Origin of the sequence: Bremerella volcania (genome assembly GCF_007748115.1) — a bacterium.
GTDB classification, from domain to species: domain Bacteria; phylum Planctomycetota; class Planctomycetia; order Pirellulales; family Pirellulaceae; genus Bremerella; species Bremerella volcania.
In genome coordinates this window covers 466,675-485,046 of sequence record NZ_CP036289.1, presented here as the reverse complement: position 1 = coordinate 485,046, position 18,372 = coordinate 466,675, and the positions used below count along the sequence as shown (strand labels likewise).

Here is an 18,372-nt window from a genome sequence, read left to right as displayed (position 1 = left end):
CATGGCGGATTGGCTAGGGGCTTTTTTTGTCGAGCCTATCCACCGGAACTCCTCGCCGTGTCTGCACTTCGCATCCTGCCGATTATCGCTGCCCTCCTTTTCGTCGCTTCGACTCTTTCCCCGGTCAAAGCCCAAGAGCCTTCCCAGGCCCTGGCCGCCTACGTGCAGAAGCCGGACGATAGCTTTGCCTGGAAGGTCCGCCACCAAGAGAAGGTCGGCACGTGCGACGTCACCGAGCTGACGCTCACCTCGCAGACCTGGAAAGACATCGTTTGGAAACACCGACTGTTTGTCATTCTGCCTGCTGGCGTCCCGCAGGAAACCGACGCGGTGCTCGTTGTGGCTGGCGGATCGTGGAAAGACGAATACTCGCAGCCGCCAGCCGATGGCAAGCTGGGTCTGCCGAAAGAGGCCTCCCTCCTTTCGGTCTATGCCCAGCAGATCGGCTGTCCGATTGCCGTGCTGTTGAACGTGCCGCAGCAGCCCATTTTCGATGGCAAGAAGGAAGACGCCATCATTGCATTGACTTTCGATCAGTACCTGAAGACCGGCGATAGCGATTGGCCGCTCCTGTTGCCGATGGTCAAGAGTGCCACCAAGGCCATGGACGCCGTTCAGGCCTACGCCAGCGAAAGCCTGGGGACGAAGATCGACGGCTTCACCGTCACTGGGGCCTCCAAGCGGGGCTGGACCACCTGGCTCGTTTCCGCGATTGATCCGCGCGTTCGCGGGCTGGCTCCGATGGTGATCGATACGCTCAACATGGATGCGCAGCTCAAGCATCAACAGAAAACGTACGGTGCCCTGTCGCGTCGCATCGACGACTATACCGACCTGAAACTTCCGCAGCGAATGGAAACCGAAGAAGGCCAGAACCTCCGCCGCATCGTCGATCCGTATCATTACCTTCCGCAGATCAAGCAGCCCAAACTGATCTTCCTGGGTACCAACGACGCCTACTGGACCGTCGACTCGCTGAATCTGTACTGGGATGACGTCGAAGGGGACAAGTACATCGTCTACGTCCCCAACGCCGACCACGACCTGGCCAACGACTGGATCCGCATCTTCGGCGGCCTGCGAGCACTGCGGCGGCACGTCGACGATCAGAAGCCGCTGCCCAATCTGAAATGGGACTACATCACCGCCGGTGGCGACGTCCCCTTGAAGCTTTCCGTTTCGCCCGGGGAAAAGGTCGCCGTGGTGCATCTGTGGACGGCCGAGTCCCCCACACGCGATTTCCGCCAGGCCAAGTGGACCAGCCAGGTTCTTCCCCGCGACGAGTACGGCAACGCCACCGCCGAGCTCACTCCGCCTGCCGAAGGCTATCGAGCCACCTTCGCGGAAGTGGTTTACGCTCACGACAAGGTACCGTTCTACCTCAGCACCACGATCCGCGTACTCGGGGCGGAAGATTAATACTTCTGACGCTTCTCGTTTAATTTTCAAGGCGTGATTTGACTTCCCCAGCGGATGACCTAGCTTTCCATGCTAGGGCATAGTCGCCTGGCACGTTCGCTTTGTGTTTCAAAGCTATCACCTGGGAAGGAAACGTCATGTCAGTATGCCCTAACTGCGGTACCAAGCAGAATCAATGTAGCCCCAGCACCATCATTGCCTGGTGTGTCGGAATCGCCGCGATGTTTTTCGTCGGGCTACCGATCTTTATCGTGGTTGCCTTGGCTGCGATCGCTTCGATTGGTGCCAATGCCAACGAAGATTTCAGCGCCGTCGCCGAGCAACTCGATCAACACCCGGCCGTGGTCGTCGATCAGCATCCCGCCAACTAGCCGGCGGCTGTCGCTTCGTCGATCAGAGTTGCGATGCATCGCAATCATCTCTCAGCGAACTCGTTCAAGCTCGCATGAAACAGTTCGGCTGTCATGCCGTCGCGGACGTAAATACTGGCAACGCCCAGGCCGCCTACCTCGTCGATGTTTCGCATCTCGTCGTCGAAGAAGAGCATCTCTTTGTACGCCAGCCCGCTGGCTTGCTGCAGGGCGGCGAAGTGCCGCAGCTTGGAAGACGGGTAGATCTCGGCGAAGGCGAAACGATGGGTAATGTCGAGATGACCCAGCAGCTCACGCGCCCAGTCAGGCTGCTGAGTTCGGGAAGCCAACGCGATCGAGATGGCCTGCTCGTCGCAGTGCGTCAGGATGTCGTGCACGTCGTCGTAAAGCCGAACGAGCCGCCCGGTGCGATCTTCGATCCGCCGATCACGCACGCGAAACGGGGGACTCAGACAGTCGCACCAAACGCCCCCGCAGTCCCAGAGGGTGAAATCGAGATCAAACACAATCAGTCGAGGAACAGACACCGGCAGAGTCTCCGAGAGGGAAATTGCTCAGCGCCGTTTTACCAAACTGGTTGCATGCCATTCCAGAGGGTCCTACGAAGACCACGGGACAACCAGGTCCCTCGCATGAGAGGCATGAAAAAAGGACAGAACTCCTCCTTAACCAAGGAAAAGCCCTGCCCTCGTGCTGGTTTGGTGTTAATTTCCAGACGTTACTGAGGCGGCGGGGGATATTTATCCTTGTCCGCTTCGACGGCGAAATCGAACGTGTTTTCGCCGGACATGACTTCGACCGTTACTTCTTCCCCGCGGCTGTACTTTGGCGGCAGACGCTCAGGCTTGCCGGGATTCACCACGCGTTTGTCGTCGTCCAGTTCCGGCGCGATGTAGGTAGTGATCCGAACGCTATTTTTTCCCAGCTTGGCACCTTTCACGCCGGGGGTGTAATTCAGCTCGTAGGTTCCGTCGGCCTGGGTAACGGCCACGGCCGAGCGTCCCCCTTCCACGGGAGCGAACGTAACGACGGCCTCTTGGACGGGACTCCCGTTGATGGTCACAGTTCCGGTCACATGACCATGTTCGCTACTGCCGCCGGTACAACCGATGGTCACCAACAAAACGGAAAACGTGAACGCCGTGAGGCTGCGGTCGATATGGTTCCTCATGAGAATGTCCTCGATTCAAGCAGATGCAATGGGGCGATGCGTCAGACGAAACCCGCGCGGCGGACGTCTTCCACCGCACAGGCTGCTTAAAAAAAACGATGGCCGCTGCCAACGCTTAGAAGTTGCTTACCGGCACGCCGTCGTTGCGCTGGATCAGATTCTCAAAGGTGCTGTTGGCGGCATCGTCGGTGTTGTGATCGATCGTTTCGGCGATAAAGCGAACCGAACCATCACCCAACACAAAGTTCGCCCCGCCTGGGTGATTCGAGGCGAAGCCTTGACGATGCCCGTTCGAAGCCCCTGTGGTCGAGTTGATCGGCAACAGGCCGCTACCTGCGACGTAGAAGAAGCCCGTCGTCGTGGCACCACCACCGGAACCGTCGTTGTTCCCGGCGTGTCCGTAGACCACACCACTACCGATCAATTCGCCACCAAGCGTGTAGCAGCGTTCGCCCACGAATAGGGTGTTCGACAAACCGTCGGTGACGCCTGCAAATGTGAGCGGCGAATCATAGCGAGTCCACACAAACGTACCATCGCAGTCCTGACGATCGATGTTGTCGGCATCATTGCAGACGAGATAGTCGGCGCGAGCCAGGTAGATCGTGCCATTGCCGCTGCTGTAGGGAATGGGCTTCGACTCATTTAGCACAGGCCCCGCGGTGGAAGGGCACATAAACGCATCGACCGGCTCCTGCATGATCGCCAACAGGTTCGCGTCGGTCACGGCATTGTGCAGGATGTTCTTGGGCGAACTGTTGTTGTACGGCCAGTAGTTGTTCTTGTCGTTGCCGTAGGAAGGATTGAGGGCCTCGTAGGTGTTGTTCAATTCCAGAAACGGCATCAGGTCGACGGCCCAACCCCAGTTACCATGCGTGTCCTCGGTCCCGTAGTCTTCGGTACTCATGGGGACGATTTTATTGTAGGTGTCGTGGAAGTTGTGCATCGCAATGCCAATCTGCTTGAGATTGTTGGTGCACTGCATGCGCCGAGCGGCTTCTCGGGCCTGCTGCACAGCCGGCAGAAGAAGAGCGATCAGAACGCCAATGATGGCAATCACCACTAACAGTTCAACGAGCGTAAAACCACGTTTCCGAAGCGCATAACGGAACATGAGAGGAACCTCCAGCACAGGATGAGAAGAGAAAAATAAGACGAGGCTTAGCTGACCTGGGTCATTAAACACGCGAAGTGTCTCAATATGCCGACAATGATTCTCTAATTTGCTGAGATAAAAAACCCCCAGTTTAGAGTATTTCATCCTAGACACCGGCTGGCTTCGCTATCAAAGGAAAATGATTACCCATAAAATGGCTTTAAAGACAACCCGGCAAGGACATCAAACGCGCAGGAAAAACCCGCAAAGGGAATCAATAGTGCCGCCTTGTATTACACCATTTCAGGGGGAATTGATGCACTCTTAAGATGGCCCCTCGATTGGAAATTACAGGTTATCGCTTTCTCAGAAATTTTCGTCCGCGGTCTAGAAACCTGCCTCCAGCTTATTGTGCTTTAGCCGCGCCGAATCTGCTGGCGGCGGTGTTCGTAACGGCGTTTGGCCTTTTCGTAGGCGGCTGCTCGGTGAAGTTGCCAGAGGGACGTACCCACCCCCACAAACATGAAGAGAAAGCCTATCAGCACGAAGAAGCCTCCCGGGCCCCTGCCTCCAGCAGTTCCTATCCCGATCGTCATAACGAACAGCCCAACGCCGACCCCGATGACTCCTCCCACGATGCTTCCCGTTTTCGACGGTAAGTGAGACGAGCCATCCTTTCGCCGGATCTTGAAACCTTCCTGCTCCTTGTCCCACTGCCGATCCAGTGCGGCCAGCTTCTGCTCGCGATGCAGCACATCGAGCTTGTCTTCGATCTGCTCGGTCCGTTCGGCCAACGCATCCAGCTTCTCGGTATATGCCGCGCCCCCTTCATGCACGACCGCCAACTGCGTCCCACAGTGCATGCAGGTAACATGCTTCAGATCGTCAGGCACCTGCAGCGGTGCCCCACAATTGCGGCAGTTCAAAGCGATGAGATTCATGGGTGAGGTACTCGGTGCGTAAGGCAAGGAATTCTACGAACTGCTATTCGATATTACGCAGCAAATCTTACCAAGAAGTGGCGACGGATCTCATCATTTCATTCGGGACGTTGAAATAGATAGGTTCCATACCCCAGCGTATCTCGTCCCCACTTGAGGTAAGCTTCCATCCATTGTCGTCGCTGCGTCCGCTTATTCAAAAGCTGCTCGTCGTGAAGGGCCTGGCTTGCCTTTTGTTCGATCAATCGTTGGTAGCCCCATTCGAAATCGTCCCACTCGTCTTCGCTGCTCGTCCATGCGCCCAGTGGAATCAGGTTCGCCTGCCTGCCGAACTGAACCATCGCTTCGTGCGTTTGCCCGTTGGGCAGTTCGTCGCCAATGAATTCGCAGTAGCTAGGCGGTTTTGTTTGCTTGAGATAGCCATCGGCAATCAGGATCTGCCCACCCGGTACGACCATCGCTTTCATTTGAGCGAGTGCCTGTTCGAAAGCTTGCGCCCCTGGTGCAAACGCATGCGATGCCCCTAAACACATCACCAGGTCAAATCGCTGTAGCCCGGTCTCATACTGCTTTACATCGACCGCTAGGAATTGGACGTCCAGCCCCGAAGCCCTTTCCTTGAGTCGCCGCTTCGCTTCCTCGACATGCGGCGCCGACACATCGATCCCGACGCCACGACAACCATAGCGCTGCACGCTGCGCATAAGCACTTCCCCGCATCCACATCCCACGTCCAGCACATAGTCGCGCGACGAAAGATTGAGCGAATCAATAATCCGCGTCATCTTCGCTTCACTGACCGGCGCGTTCCACAACAGTTCAATCATCTTGGTACCAGTGGCCTGAAAGAGATGGGCGTGTCCGGCAAATCATGCGTTGATCCACTTCGGGTCCCAGTGCTTGTCCAGCAGCATCGTTTACAGTTGCTGGAAATACTCCATCCAGACAGTTCAAGCGAGCAAAAGGTTCCCCTCCAGGCCCCGAAAACCGTGCACCCATCATTAGGCCAAAGCGAATCAACTTCCCAAAAGATTTGAGAAAACTTGAGCCCCAGTCGGCGGTATAATCTAGGTAACTTGCCAGGCGAAAACCTCAAGTTTCGGCGGAATCCTCTTTCGCCGACCTCTTCCAACCGCATCGCCATTTGCCGTCTGGGCACGAACGGCCCCGGAAGAGTTCGCCTGTCAGCTTGCTTGCTGTCGATCGGGAAGTCTCATCCTAGTGAAGCTTTCCGCTGGTCTGGATAGCGGCCAGGTCTTCGCGGTGCCTGAGTCGTGCTGATGTTCTCATTGATCCTTTTTCTTTCTTCCCGGTAAGACGAATTCTGGTCGCGCTCGGCTTCTGCCTGCGCCGATCTTGAAACGCCGTACCAGGGGCACCCCTCTTATCTTTCAGGAGTCTCGTACGATGATCCGTAAGGCGTTTACGCTTGTGGAATTGTTGGTGGTCATCGCCATTATTGGCGTGCTGATCGCTCTTCTGCTGCCGGCCGTGCAGCAAGCTCGCGAAGCGGCACGGCGCATGCAGTGCGTCAACAATTTGAAGCAACTCGGCATTGCCACGCACAACTATCACGATACGTTCGGCTGCCTCCCCTCAGGCACGATCACCGTGGCCACCGCTTCGACCGGGGCCGGAGACCAGAACGTGGCCAGTTGGGGGTGGGGAGCTTTGCTGCTTCCGTTCCTCGAACAGCAGAACATGGCCGATCAAATGGGCGTCGGACAAATCCCGCTCAACAACTACGTCAAAAAGACCGCGGCCAACGGCATTACTTTGGCTGACAAGTCGCTGGTACTCGACGCGTTCATCTGCCCTTCGGATGCCGGCCCCGAAATCAACGACTCGTCCAAGTTCTCGCACACCGGAGGCAATGCATTCAGCACGTCGCCTGCGAACCTGGCACCCAAGTCGAACTACATGGGCAACTTCGGCCACAACCGCTCGCGCGTCTGGAACAACTCGCAGTATGCCGCCTTGGCGACCGGCATGTTTCGCTATAGCGGCGGAGCGGCTGGCAACATCAAGCTCGCTTTCCGCGACATCACCGACGGCACGTCCAACTCCATCATGTTCTCGGAGCGAGCTTACATGCTCAAAGGGAACGTGCGGTTCTACCCAGGTACCTGGGTCGGCTGCCTGGCAGGCGGTCATGAAGACTGCCACGAAGACCTCTGGTTCACCCTGCGAGCCCCGATCAACGGCGCCCAAGGAGGCATCAACTTCGCCAGCCCCGACTCCAACACGGTTCAGCTCTGGTCGCGGCAAGAGTCGATCTCCAGCGCCCACAAAGGAGGCGTCAACGCCTGCATGGGAGACGCCTCGGTCCAGTTCATCTCCGAAACGATCGAGTGGGCCTACGGCGGCGACGGCGACACGGTGAAGAACACCGTTTTGGAACGGCTGGCAGCCGTGAATGATGGGTTGCCCGTTGGGGAGTATTAATTTTGGTGTGCTGCTGGTTCGTCAAGGAGGCCTGGGCTTTGGGGGCCTTCTTGGCAGGCGGTACGTGGCTCAGCCAGACATTACACTTATGTAAACAAGCCCGGTAACCCATGAGATTCGTCGCCCAACCGTTAGGAAGCTTCCACCCATTGTCGCCATTAGAAGGCACGTGAAACACAACACATCGAAACTAACCTCTAGCGAGGCGATCCCAAGTAAAAGAATAACCACTGCTACGACGAACCCCAGTACCCCGCCAAACGCCGCACCAATGAGTGCCCCTACCGTTCGATAGCATACGTGACAAATCAGCGGCTCCATCTCTTGTCCGCCGTTCTTATCAAGCCAATCAAATGTATCCCTTGCTGCCAGGAATGATCCAACAAAGCAGAGAATCCCAATACCAATCAGTTCCATGTGCGGATACAGAAAGAACGTGATCAGGCATCCGGCTTGAAGCACAAGGATGTCGATGATTGTTATCTGTTTGAGTGACACAAAGTCATACTCACTAATTGAAAAGTCTATCGACGTTAACTTCGTGACAGTCGGTAGTGAACGCCGCAGTCACCTTAGGCACAGTGATGCCTCTAGCCCATAAACAATTCAGGACGAACCTGAAATCGCTTCGCCAACTTCTGCAAATGCTCCACAGTCAGTGACCGGTCACCCTTCAACAACTTCGAGCCCATGCTCGCATGAACGCCCAAAAGTCGGGCAAGGTCCGAGGCGTTCATATCATGTTCCGACAACAGGTTCCGTAAGAGTTCGATGCCGGAAATATCGCTCGTTTCGATCGCGTGGTGCTTCGCTTCGTAAGCTTCGACCAGTTGCACTAACGTTTCCAAGTAAATGGCCTGCCCCTTGGTGTGCCGAGCGATAGCCATTAACCGATCGACCATTTCGAGCGTCTCTTCATGGTGCGACTCATCGGTGACGGCACGCGGCGACATCAGGGCCACTAGGTCCTCGAAGCGGCCGGGGAGTTTTTCGTGATTTGTTTTTATGATCTGACCACCGTTTGATTCTAGCGCGAAGTCGTGGCCGCATCCACTGACATTCCCACCATATCCAGCCATCAACACAGATCGATCCCAATCCACTCCAAGCCAGTCACTTTACCATCACAAATGGTCAACCGAGCATCCCATCCAGGCGTCAAGAATTCTCTTATCTCTTCGGCCTGATCGGGATTGTCTTTGATGGCCTGCTCAATCTGATCGGGTGACTCTGAAAAATTGACAACGACATGCTGGGCACCCTGCGTTGGATCGGGGATCTCGACCGAAAGAATCTGCCATCGATCGAAACGCAATTCACGGGTGGCAACAAAGGCGGAGATAGCATCCGCGAGTGCCTGATGTTCGTCCGTGGTCATGTTCGTGACCTCGATGTGCCGACAATTCGTCTATCGTTGTTCGCCGATATCACTTACAAGGTATCCTTTCGCTACCAATTCAGCCACTAACCAGCCCATTTCCACGGATGGAAACCTCACTCCACAAAGCTCTGAAGGCCCATTACGCCGGTAAGAAAGCCGAGACCGAGGTTCGGCTCGGGCGGTATATCATCGATGCCGTTGCTCGCGGGCAGTTGATTGAGGTGCAGTGGTCAGGCCTGGCGGCGATTCGGGATAAAATTCGCGAGCTGTGCGATAGCCACAAGGTGCGGGTCGTGAAGCCGATTGTGGCTCGGAAGAAGGTCGTTCGCCGCGATAAAAAAGGGGGGCAGATCGTTTCGGCTCGCTACAGCCCCAAGCGGTGCGACGTGTACAGCGTGTTTGAAGAGCTGGTCCACTTCACCAACGTCTTCCCGCACGAGAACCTCACGCTCGAGATTCCGCTGGTCGAGATCGAGGAGATCCGCTACCCGGGGCATGGCAAACGGCGGCGGCGGCGCGAGAACGATTTCGTCGTCGAAGATCAAACCCTGACCGAGATCGTCTCGGCCCACCGCTTCAAGAAAGCTTCCGACCTTTTGAAGCTCCTGCCGGCCGGGCTGCCCAAGCAGTTCCACACCGGCGACGTGGCCACCGGCCTGGGGCGGCCGCGGTGGATCGCTCAGAAGATGGTCTACACGCTGCGAAAGACCGGCGCTTTAGGTGTGGTCGGCAAGGAAGGCAACGCGATCCTCTATCAGAAGCAGCGTAGCGGTGCCGGCAGGAAGGCCGCCTAGGGGCGGTCTCAGAAAAGCTGTCAGTTCTTTAAAACCGCACGCCAGGGAGCTTCGTCTCATTGAAGAACAGGCTATGCACTTCTTCGCTTGGGAGACTCCCCCATGACCCGGACAGCACTTCTCGCAACTTCTTTTCTGACAGCACTTTGTCTCGTATTTTCGGCCAGCGTGGCGACGGCCCAGGGGGTGATCGTGATCCATCACCCGCACCCGCATCCCTTGCCCCGGCCGATCCCCAGACCACGCCCAGCCCCCCAGCCTGAGCTTTCGTACAAGATCTCGAAGCTGGAAGTGAACGCGAACATCAAAGATCAAGTCGCGCAAGTACAAGTGGCTCAGGAATTTACCAACACCGGCAGCCGTCAGATGGAGGTCTCGTTCCTCTTTCCACTGCCGTACGACGGGGCGATCGACAGCTTGACGCTGATGGTCGACGGGAAGGAATTCCCGGCCAAGCTGCTGCCTAAGGATAAGGCCCGCGAGGTTTATGAATCGATCGTTCGCTCGAACAAAGACCCGGCCCTGTTGGAATGGACCGGCACCGGCATGTTCCAGACGAGCGTCTTTCCAGTTCCCGCCGGGGCGAGCCGCGAGGTGAACATCACCTACTCACAGCTGCTGAAGAAGGATGGCCGGCTGACCGACTTTCTCTTCCCGCTGTCGACGGCCAAGTATACCGACAAGCCGGTCGAGAAGGTGAAGGTTCGCCTGGCGATCGAAGCGAGCCAGAAGCTGAAGAGCATTTACAGCCCCACGCACGAGGTCGACATTAGCCGTAACGGCAACAAGCGGGCCGTCGTCAAATTCGAGAAAGAGAACTACATCCCCAGCAACGACTTCCGCTTGTTCTTCGAGAGCAACAACGAAAAGCTCTCGGCCAGCGTGATCAGCTACCGCCCCAACAAGAACGAAGAAGGCTTCTTCCTGATGCTCGCCTCGCCACCACCGCGTGACGACATGGCTGAAGCGGTGAAGAAGACGGTGCTGTTCGTCGTCGATCGCTCAGGCAGCATGAGCGGCGAGAAGATGGACCAGGCACGCGAGGCTGCCAAGTACGTGCTGAACCACCTGAACGAGAAAGACCTGTTCAACATTATCGCCTACGACAGCGACGTCGAAAGCTTTCGACCGGAACTGCAAAGTGCCGACAAGAAGAGCATCACCGAAGCGATCGGCTTTGTCGATGGACTCTACGCCGGCGGTAGCACCAACATCGACGGCGCGCTCACCTCGGCCATGAAGATGGTGCAGGACGACGATCGCCCATGCTACATCTTGTTCCTTTCCGATGGTCGGCCGACGCATGGCGAAACGAACGAGATGAAGATCGTCGAGCACGCCAAGGGCAACAACAGCTACGATGCCCGGATGATCAACTTCGGGGTTGGCTTCGATGTGAACAGCCGTCTGATGGATCGGCTGTCACGTGAGATCAAGGGACAAAGCCAGTATGTGCGTCCCGATGAAGACCTCGAGGAACACGTCGCACGACTGTACCGGAAGATCAACGCCCCGGTGATGACCAATGTGAAAATCAAGTTCGACCTGGAAGATGGCGGGCAGAACTTCGTCAATCGATTGCTCCCCAAGGAAGTGGTCGATTTGTTTGACGGAGAGCAACTGGTTCAAGTGGGCCGGTACAAGAAGGCAGGCAAAGCCAAGATCACCATCACCGGGACGGTGAACGGCGAAAAGGAGAGATTCGACTTCCCCGCCGACTTCGTCCAAGAGAGTAGCGACCAGTCCAACGCGTTCGTCGAGAAGCTGTGGGCCATTCGCCGCATCGGTGAGATCATCGACGAGATGGACCTCAACGGAAAGAATGACGAGTTGATGACCGAACTGGTTCGACTATCCACCGATCACGGCATTTTGACGCCGTACACCAGCTTCCTGGCCGATGAGAACCAATCGGTGCAAGAACTGGCCGACGCTCGCTTCGGCGGCAGCATGAGCTTGAGCCTCTTGCGAGCCGAAACCGAGAAGCTGGCCGAGGTCTCAGGCCGGTCGGGATTCCTGCAGCGTGACTTCAAGCAGCGATACCAGAACGCTCAGAATGCCCCGGCGGCCGAGTCCGCTCCGGCGAAAGCCATGAGCGCTGATCGGGCTGCCTCAGGCGGCGTGGCCGGACCAAGTTCCTTTGAGAGCGGCGCATACGGCTTGGCCGTTCAGGATACCGAAACGGACGAATATAAGGTCGTCGAGTCGGTTCGGAACGTGGGCAACAAGACCCTCTTCTACCGCGAAAATATGTGGATGGATGAGGAATCGGCGGTGAAGCTGACTAAGAATAAATCGATAATTGTCGAAATCAAACGCTTCAGTAAGGAGTACTTCGACCTGGTCGCCGAGAACACCAAGGAGGAAAATCAGGTGCTATCACAGCAGCGAGCCGACGAAACGCTGATGGTCTGGCTGCGTGGCAAAAACTACCTGATTAAGTAACAAGTTGTTAACAAACTCAGGAAAGCCGAGCGAGAGCCCCAGGTGGTGAACCATCTGGGGCTCGCTTCGTAAGAAGGGCTGCCTGCGGAAGGACACATTGTTGGTTATTTTTCGCGCTGGGGATATTTCCTCCAGTTGACGCCTACGAAAAACGATACATACTTCCGAAATCGACAGCGGACTGTATTTCTAAGAGGGCTTCTCCCCTCCCCCAAAATAGGTCCGGCTCAGGCGCGTTTCAGGCGGAACGGGTCGATCGTTCTCGCGGTGATTTCCAGCACGCACCAGTGCTTAGTGGCAGGTCGGTCCTCGGGATGACCCTTGCCGCGAACCGTGACTCTCCGAGGACCTTTAGGCGCCCCATCGCCTAGGCCCCATGGCTACGATTGTTCTATTGATCACCACCGGTCTGTTGATCGGGTACGGGATCTGGGAGCTGTACCGGCATCGGCAAAAGCTCGCCAAGATACCCATCCGCGTGCACGTCAACGGCACCCGCGGCAAGTCAAGCGTGGCCCGGCTGATTGCGGCCGGCCTGCGTGCTTCCGGCATACGCACGTGCTGCAAAACGACCGGCACGCTCCCCCGGATGATTGTTCCCAGCGGTACCGAGTACCCGGTGTTTCGCCCCTCGAGGGCCAACGTAATCGAGCAGGTCCGCATTGTCGACATGGCCGTCGAGTTTGAAGCGGAAGCTCTGGTCATCGAGTGCATGGCCCTGCGGCCGAACCTGCAGTGGCTGTGCGAAAACAAGCTGATACGAGCCACGCACGGCGTGATCACCAATGCCCGCGAAGACCATCTCGACGTGATGGGGCCGACGGAAAAGGACGTGGCCTGGGCGCTGGCCGGCATGGTACCGGTGAAAACGAAACTGTTCACCGCCGAGCGCGACCACCTTGACGTCTTCGAGCATGCCAGCAAAGACCGGCAAACCCAACTGATTGCCATCAGCGAAGAAGACGTCGAGCAGATCACGCCGCTCGACCTGGCTGGCTTCATGTACGTGGAACACGCCGAGAACGTGGCACTCGCCCTGCGTGTGTGTGCCGACCTGGGTGTCGACCGCGCCACCGCGCTGCGCGGCATGTGGGAGGCCAAACCGGACCCCGGTGCGATGACCGCCCACGAGATGGACTTCTTCGGCCGCAAGATTCACTTCGTGAACGGTTTTGCCGCGAACGATCCGGAATCGACCGAACGCATCTGGAAGATGGCCCTCGAGCGTTATCCCGAAGTGGAGCGCCGCGTGATGGTGGTTAACTGCCGGCAAGACCGCCCTGACCGCTCGCAGCAGCTGGGCAAATCAGTCACCAATTGGCCGCCGGCCGACTATTACGTGCTGATCGGAACCGGAACCTACATCTTCGCCAAAACCGCCACCGAAGCAGGCATCGATCCGCTGAAGTTGGTGTTCGCCGAAGATCTGCCGGCGCCTGATATCTTCGAGACTCTTTTGGAATACTCAGGCAAAACATCGCTGATCATGGGGATCGCAAATATTGGTGGCGTCGGCCTCGACGTCGTTCGCTACTTCGCAAATCGCAGTACACAGAAGACTTTTAAATGACGGGGATTATTACAGTTGCCATTGGGGTTGGCCTGGCGGTCAGCCTCATTTTTTCCGAACTGTTCGGACTGGCCGCCGGTGGTATGGTGGTGCCAGGTTACTTTGCGTTGTTCCTGGATCAGCCGGTGAATGTCAGCATGACCGTGGTGGCCTCGCTGCTGACGTTCTTTCTGATTCATCTGCTTTCCAACATCGTGATCGTGTACGGCAAACGCCGCACGGTGCTGATGATTCTGGTTGGTTTCCTGGTACGTTCACTGTTCGATGCCCTGCCGGTCTGGGCCCTTGCTCCGCTGCAGGCGCTGCAAATTCAGCAGCCGCTGGAAACCGCCGAGCCTGTCCAGGTGATCGGCTACATCATTCCCGGTCTGATCGCCATCTGGCTCGATCGCCAAGGAGTGGTGGAAACGCTAAGCGCCCTGTTTATCGCTTCAACCGCGATTCGTCTGATCCTGATTCTCGCTTTCGGTACGGAACTCCATCTGTGAAGAAGATCTACTGGCGTCCAAAAACTGTTTCCCGCACCGCCCTCACGCTGATCGCCTCGGTCGCCGTGGCCGGGCTGGCGATCGTCGAGAATGTCCGCGTCGAGCGTAAGACACGCTATTACGATGAAAAGCTGGCCGCCACTGAAATGGCGGCTCGTGGGATGGAAAAGCTGTACCTGACCCGCGTCGAACTGGGCTATGCGATCGATCCGACGCTCGACCCCGGCCGCAGCGGCATGGTCGGGCTGACCAACTCGCCGGTGACCAGCATGGTGGGGGACTTGCCCTCGAAGCTGGCCTCGGCCAACCCTAACTTCGCCGCCATCTTTGTCGACATGCTCAAAGAGACCGGAGTCCAGGAAGGGGACGTCGTGGCGGTCGGCATCAGTGGTTCGTTCCCTGCGCTGAACCTGTGTATGTTCTCGGCCCTGGAAACGCTGGGTGCCAAACCGATCGTGATCGCCTCCGGTAGTAGTTCGCAGTGGGGTGCCAACATCCCGGAACTGCTATGGATCGACATGGAGCGAATCCTGTACGACGAAGGAATCATTAAAACGCGGAGCATCGCGGCTTCGCTGGGGGGCGACAACGACCGCGGGCTGGGCCTGCCGGAAAACGGCATCGAGATCATCCGCAAGTCGATTGAAAACAACAAGCTGCCCCTGATCGAAAAGCGTGTCAAAGACAGCGCCGACGAACGGATGAAGCTCTATCAACAGAATGCGGCCCAGAAGCCGATCAAGTGCTACATCAACATTGGCGGCGGGGTCGTGTCGACCGGGCGAGCCCTCGGCAAGGAATCGTTCAAGACCGGCGTCAACTTGCTGCCGCCGCCGAACATCGACCAGATCGATGGCGTTGCCCCCCGATTCATTCGGGAAGGGATCCCGGTGATTCATATCGTCAATGCCGCACTGATCGCCGAGCAGAATGGTTTGCCCGTTCCTCCGACCACCTATCCAGAAATTGGCTCCGGCCCCGTCTTTATCGTCAATGACTACAACCGCGTCCTGACGGCGATCTTGCTGGTGCTGATCGTAGGCGGACTGTACGGCTTTATTCGCTCCGACGTTGGTTTCCGGCTGCTGCGGGTTGCTTCCCCCAAGAAGACCAGCGGCCCGCCAGAGCCCATGGTGTAAGTCAACCACGGCAGCAAGGTTGACGTTAAGGGGTATTGTTGTCGATACTTAGGGAATTCAAGATTCCCTAAGTTGACAACCAAAGAGTCGCGGCATGTCCCAGGCCTCTGAACCTCCTATGAAGCAAACCCACCATCTGCGCGTCTGGCTGGTGGTGGTTGCTTGCTTGATCTACTGCGTTTTGCTGCGAGTGCTCCCCTACGTGCTGACGGCGATAGGGGCCCAAAACGACTGGTTCTCGCAAAACTTTCCCTGGTCGTTCACGCCGGTTTTGGCCGTGGGGATGCTGGCAGGCGCGATGTTGACCAATCGCTATGCGGCGGCCGGCCTTCTGCTGGCGGCTTTGATTGCCAGCGACGTGGGCATCTGGCTGGCTTCCGGTCACCTGGACTGGGCGTTCTATCCTGGCACTCCGTTCAACTATCTTTGCCTGCTGGCGACGATCCTTTTGGGTTACGTGCTGAGAAACGATCGAAGCTGGATCAAGCCAATCGGCATGGGTGTGCTGGCCAGTGTGGCTTACTTCGTTGTTTCCAACTTCGGTAGCTGGCTGACCCTCGAGGAATACACGAAGGACCTCAGTGGGCTGGTTCAATGTTACGTGAGTGCCCTGCCGTTCTTTCGTAATCTGCTGGCGGGAACGTGCCTGGGTACGGTCATTCTGTTTTGTCCGCTCGTGCTGAGTGCCCTTGCTCCGGCCCCGGAGCGAAGCGGCGAGCTTCCGCAGCCCCGCTCTTCCTCCGCCAGGTAGATGTCGCCACGTAAGTTGACGACCGGTGGGCGTTGCTGGATAAAGAGAACACCCTTTCCCGCTTTGTCGCGTTGAACTGTACCGCAACGGCACCGCTGCCATGGCCCAACTGACCGGCTCGATCGTCAAATACCCAGCGCGGAACCTGGTCGTTTGGTACCTGGGATTGATCGCGGTCGGTACGATCGTTCTGACGTGGTCGATCTCGCGCGGCTCGGGCGCCGAGAGCATCAGCCTGATCGATGCCATTTTCACGGCGACCAGCGCCAGCTGCGTGACCGGGCTGGCGGTGCGGTCGACCCCGCACGACTTCAGCTTCATCGGGCAATTGGTCATCCTGCTTTTGATCCAGGTCGGCGGGATCGGGATCATGACGATCACCACCTTCACGATGTTCAACCTGGGCAACAAGCCAAGCCTGCGTGCCAGAGCGATCCTTACCGAAACGCTGGGGGCCAGCGACGGTGCCGACCTGAAATGGATTTTGCAGCACGTCTTAGTGGTAACAGGCGTCAGCGAAGGGATTGGCTTCGCCATCCTGCTGGCGCGGAATCTGTTTCTGTATGAACCTGGCACGGCTGCCTGGCATGCCCTGTTTCATTCGGTATCGGCGTTCTGCAATGCCGGCTTTGCACTGCACGACGACAGCCTGGTGAGCTTTCAAGGAGACGTCATCGTCAACCTGACGATCTCGGCGCTGATTATCGTGGGGGGCATTGGCTTCCCGGTTCTGCTGGATCTGAACAAGAACTGGCGACGAGGGCCGATCGACGGGTGGATTCATCTCCATTTGCATTCCAAGTTCATGCTCTTTGGTACGGCGTTCTTCCTGCTGGCCGGATTCGTGGGCTTTCTGGTGTTGGAATGGGACGGAGTCCTCGACCAGATGCCGCTGTGGAAGAAGCTGCTGGTCTCCGGCTTTCACTCGGTCACGTGCCGCACGGCCGGCTTCAATACGATTGATCTGGCTTCACTCACTAATGCGACCCTCTTTATCTCGATGATGCTGATGCTCATTGGGGCTGGCTCCTGTTCGACCGGGGGCGGCTTTAAGGTTTCGACCGTGATGGTGATGGCCCTGCATGCCTGGAAGACTTTTCAAGGCGCCAGCCGCGTTAACTTTGCCCGCCGAACAATTCCCGGCGAAGTGATTCAAGGCGCGACCGCCACCGCGCTGCTGTTCTCGGTCGTGGCGATCGCAGCGCTGACGATGCTGCTGGTGATCGAGCAGTCCAGCACGCCCCACCCGAAGAGTCAGGGCTTGTTTCTGGATGCGGCGTTCGAAGTCGTTTCCGCACTGGGAACGGTCGGCTTGTCGACCGGGTTCACCGGGACCCTCTCGAACATGGGCAAGCTGATTATCATCGTGTTGATGTTCCTGGGTCGTATCGGACCGATTTCGGTGTTCGCGGCGCTGTCGATGACCGAGCGGAAAACGCCCGTCGAATACCCTAAAGAAGAACCTTTGATAGGATAATCCGAATGGCACCGGTAAAGCACTTTTATGTTTTGGGGCTCGGCACGTTTGGTGGAGCACTTGCCCGGCAGTTGAACAAGAACGGCTGCCGCGTGACCGGCATCGACAGCCACCGGGAGCACGTCGAGGACATCAAAGACGAACTCTACGAAGCGATCATTGCCGACGCGACCGATTTCGATACCCTGAAGCATCTTAACTTCAAAGATGCCAACGGGGTGTTCATCAGTATGGGCGAGGACATCAGCCATTCCCTTTTAGCGACGCTGCATGCCAAAGAACTGGGTGCCAAGCGGATCATCGTCAAAGGGGTCAGCCAAGATCACGGCAAGCTGTTGAAGAGCCTGGGAGTCGAACGGGTAATCTTTCCCGAAGCGGAAATCGCCGCCACGCTTGCCGACCGCGTAACCTGGCCGAACATCATCGACTTTTTGCCGATCGATCCTGAGTACAGTTTCATGGAGGTGGCCGTGCCGGACGACATGGTCGGCAAGTCACTGATGCAGTTGAATCTTCGTCAGCAGTTCGGTGTGTGGGTTGTAGGGATCAAGGACTCAATGACTGGCAAGCTCGAGATGTTTCCCGACGGTGGATACTCGCTTGGCTGCGATCAGTTGATCCTGGTAGTCGGAAAGCAATCTTCGCTCGAGCAGCTACGCAATAAGACCTAAAATCCACCCGCGAACTACATCAATTCGCGAATTGCGACCCCACGCGAGGCCGCCTAAAATAAAGTGGTGAGACCACACGTAAGTTGTGCGATCACAACTACTAAACGCATATCTTTTTATGGGCGTTTCGTCGACTCGCCCCCCACCCGAATGGTCGCATGAGCGAGCATTCGTCCTCCTTCCTAAATATTTTTTATTGACATATCACCCGGT

The 18,372-nt window shown here is 57.1% G+C and carries 18 protein-coding genes; 11 read left to right on the top strand and 7 right to left on the bottom strand.

The annotated features are described in order from the left end of the window. Window positions 1-57: 57 nt before the first annotated feature. Both Pan97_RS02025 and Pan97_RS02020 read left to right on the top strand, forming a co-directional pair. A complete protein-coding gene (locus tag Pan97_RS02025; protein WP_165698574.1) occupies window positions 58-1,419 on the top strand; it encodes a PhoPQ-activated pathogenicity-related family protein in 1,362 nt (453 codons plus the stop codon). A gap of 137 nt (window positions 1,420-1,556) precedes the next feature. Further along, entirely contained in the window at window positions 1,557-1,790 is a 234-nt protein-coding gene (locus tag Pan97_RS02020) for a hypothetical protein (RefSeq protein ID WP_144970282.1), read from the top strand. A gap of 44 nt (window positions 1,791-1,834) precedes the next feature. On the opposite strand, the gene Pan97_RS02015 is transcribed toward Pan97_RS02020, so the two are convergent. The 5 genes from Pan97_RS02015 to Pan97_RS01995 all read right to left on the bottom strand — a co-directional run bounded on the left by Pan97_RS02015 (window position 1,835) and on the right by Pan97_RS01995 (window position 5,825). Then, window positions 1,835-2,317 carry a magnesium-dependent phosphatase-1 gene (locus Pan97_RS02015; RefSeq protein WP_196782247.1) on the bottom strand — a complete coding sequence of 161 codons (483 nt, stop codon included), beginning with the start codon at window positions 2,315-2,317 and terminating at the stop codon, window positions 1,835-1,837. A 191-nt stretch (window positions 2,318-2,508) separates the two neighbouring features. Then, window positions 2,509-2,961, bottom strand: a complete 453-nt coding sequence (locus Pan97_RS02010) for a peptidase associated/transthyretin-like domain-containing protein (RefSeq protein ID WP_144970278.1) — start codon at window positions 2,959-2,961, stop codon at window positions 2,509-2,511. 115 nt (window positions 2,962-3,076) lie between these two features. Continuing rightward, a complete protein-coding gene (locus tag Pan97_RS26450) occupies window positions 3,077-4,075 on the bottom strand; it encodes a DUF1559 domain-containing protein (protein ID WP_165698983.1) in 999 nt (332 codons plus the stop codon). A gap of 398 nt (window positions 4,076-4,473) precedes the next feature. Further along, window positions 4,474-4,998 carry a hypothetical protein gene (locus Pan97_RS02000; RefSeq protein WP_144970274.1) on the bottom strand — a complete coding sequence of 175 codons (525 nt, stop codon included), beginning with the start codon at window positions 4,996-4,998 and terminating at the stop codon, window positions 4,474-4,476. Window positions 4,999-5,096: 98 nt separating this feature from the next. Continuing rightward, a complete protein-coding gene (locus tag Pan97_RS01995) occupies window positions 5,097-5,825 on the bottom strand; it encodes an SAM-dependent methyltransferase (RefSeq protein WP_144970272.1) in 729 nt (242 codons plus the stop codon). 580 nt (window positions 5,826-6,405) lie between these two features. On the opposite strand from Pan97_RS01995, the gene Pan97_RS01990 reads away from it, so the two are divergent. Continuing rightward, entirely contained in the window at window positions 6,406-7,443 is a 1,038-nt protein-coding gene (locus Pan97_RS01990; RefSeq protein WP_144970270.1) for a DUF1559 domain-containing protein, read from the top strand. A gap of 590 nt (window positions 7,444-8,033) precedes the next feature. On the opposite strand, the gene Pan97_RS01985 is transcribed toward Pan97_RS01990, so the two are convergent. Then, window positions 8,034-8,396, bottom strand: a complete 363-nt coding sequence (locus tag Pan97_RS01985) for a helix-turn-helix domain-containing protein (protein WP_165698573.1) — start codon at window positions 8,394-8,396, stop codon at window positions 8,034-8,036. 125 nt (window positions 8,397-8,521) lie between these two features. Then, a complete protein-coding gene (locus Pan97_RS01980; RefSeq protein ID WP_144970266.1) occupies window positions 8,522-8,821 on the bottom strand; it encodes a hypothetical protein in 300 nt (99 codons plus the stop codon). A gap of 107 nt (window positions 8,822-8,928) precedes the next feature. Between Pan97_RS01980 and Pan97_RS01975 the strand changes: the two genes are divergently transcribed. From Pan97_RS01975 to Pan97_RS01945, 8 genes are all read left to right on the top strand, one after another. Then, window positions 8,929-9,618, top strand: coding sequence for a hypothetical protein (locus Pan97_RS01975; RefSeq protein WP_144970264.1), 690 nt, complete (start codon window positions 8,929-8,931; stop codon window positions 9,616-9,618). Window positions 9,619-9,720: 102 nt separating this feature from the next. After that, window positions 9,721-12,063 (top strand): VIT domain-containing protein, encoded by a 2,343-nt coding sequence (locus Pan97_RS01970; RefSeq protein WP_144970262.1) that lies wholly within the window; start codon window positions 9,721-9,723, stop codon window positions 12,061-12,063. 376 nt (window positions 12,064-12,439) lie between these two features. After that, window positions 12,440-13,633, top strand: a complete 1,194-nt coding sequence (gene pgsB, locus Pan97_RS01965; protein WP_144970260.1) for a poly-gamma-glutamate synthase PgsB — start codon at window positions 12,440-12,442, stop codon at window positions 13,631-13,633. Then, window positions 13,630-14,121 (top strand): poly-gamma-glutamate biosynthesis protein PgsC, encoded by a 492-nt coding sequence (gene pgsC, locus Pan97_RS26155; RefSeq protein WP_165698572.1) that lies wholly within the window; start codon window positions 13,630-13,632, stop codon window positions 14,119-14,121. The genes pgsB and pgsC overlap by 4 nt, the downstream gene beginning before the upstream one ends. Continuing rightward, complete coding sequence (gene pgsW, locus Pan97_RS01960; protein ID WP_165698571.1) at window positions 14,118-15,260, top strand: poly-gamma-glutamate system protein; 1,143 nt, start codon at window positions 14,118-14,120, stop codon at window positions 15,258-15,260. The genes pgsC and pgsW overlap by 4 nt, the downstream gene beginning before the upstream one ends. A gap of 94 nt (window positions 15,261-15,354) precedes the next feature. Continuing rightward, window positions 15,355-16,011 carry a DUF6580 family putative transport protein gene (locus Pan97_RS01955; RefSeq protein ID WP_144970256.1) on the top strand — a complete coding sequence of 219 codons (657 nt, stop codon included), beginning with the start codon at window positions 15,355-15,357 and terminating at the stop codon, window positions 16,009-16,011. Between the two features lie 100 nt (window positions 16,012-16,111). Beyond that, on the top strand, window positions 16,112-17,488 hold the full coding sequence (locus Pan97_RS01950; RefSeq protein ID WP_144970254.1) for a TrkH family potassium uptake protein: 1,377 nt from the start codon (window positions 16,112-16,114) through the stop codon (window positions 17,486-17,488). 5 nt (window positions 17,489-17,493) lie between these two features. Further along, the gene (locus tag Pan97_RS01945) at window positions 17,494-18,159 is read left to right on the top strand and encodes a potassium channel family protein (protein ID WP_144970252.1); all 666 of its coding nucleotides are present in this window, start codon (window positions 17,494-17,496) and stop codon (window positions 18,157-18,159) included. Window positions 18,160-18,372: the final 213 nt, after the last annotated feature.

Bases quoted from the DNA above. Each gene is read 5' to 3' on its own strand.
- pgsB (WP_144970260.1), top strand. From the start codon at position 12,440: ATGGCTACGATTGTTCTATTGATCACCACCGGTCTGTTGATCGGGTAC.
- Pan97_RS01955 (WP_144970256.1), top strand. From the start codon at position 15,355: ATGTCCCAGGCCTCTGAACCTCCTATGAAGCAAACCCACCATCTGCGC.
- Pan97_RS01945 (WP_144970252.1), top strand. From the start codon at position 17,494: ATGGCACCGGTAAAGCACTTTTATGTTTTGGGGCTCGGCACGTTTGGT.
- Pan97_RS26450 (WP_165698983.1), bottom strand. From the start codon at position 4,075: ATGTTCCGTTATGCGCTTCGGAAACGTGGTTTTACGCTCGTTGAACTG.
- Pan97_RS02010 (WP_144970278.1), bottom strand. From the start codon at position 2,961: ATGAGGAACCATATCGACCGCAGCCTCACGGCGTTCACGTTTTCCGTT.
- Pan97_RS01985 (WP_165698573.1), bottom strand. From the start codon at position 8,396: ATGTCGCCGCGTGCCGTCACCGATGAGTCGCACCATGAAGAGACGCTC.
- pgsC (WP_165698572.1), top strand. From the start codon at position 13,630: ATGACGGGGATTATTACAGTTGCCATTGGGGTTGGCCTGGCGGTCAGC.
- Pan97_RS01970 (WP_144970262.1), top strand. From the start codon at position 9,721: ATGACCCGGACAGCACTTCTCGCAACTTCTTTTCTGACAGCACTTTGT.
- Pan97_RS02000 (WP_144970274.1), bottom strand. From the start codon at position 4,998: ATGAATCTCATCGCTTTGAACTGCCGCAATTGTGGGGCACCGCTGCAG.
- Pan97_RS01975 (WP_144970264.1), top strand. From the start codon at position 8,929: ATGGAAACCTCACTCCACAAAGCTCTGAAGGCCCATTACGCCGGTAAG.
- Pan97_RS02020 (WP_144970282.1), top strand. From the start codon at position 1,557: ATGTCAGTATGCCCTAACTGCGGTACCAAGCAGAATCAATGTAGCCCC.
- Pan97_RS01995 (WP_144970272.1), bottom strand. From the start codon at position 5,825: ATGATTGAACTGTTGTGGAACGCGCCGGTCAGTGAAGCGAAGATGACG.
- Pan97_RS01950 (WP_144970254.1), top strand. From the start codon at position 16,112: ATGGCCCAACTGACCGGCTCGATCGTCAAATACCCAGCGCGGAACCTG.
- Pan97_RS01990 (WP_144970270.1), top strand. From the start codon at position 6,406: ATGATCCGTAAGGCGTTTACGCTTGTGGAATTGTTGGTGGTCATCGCC.
- Pan97_RS01980 (WP_144970266.1), bottom strand. From the start codon at position 8,821: ATGACCACGGACGAACATCAGGCACTCGCGGATGCTATCTCCGCCTTT.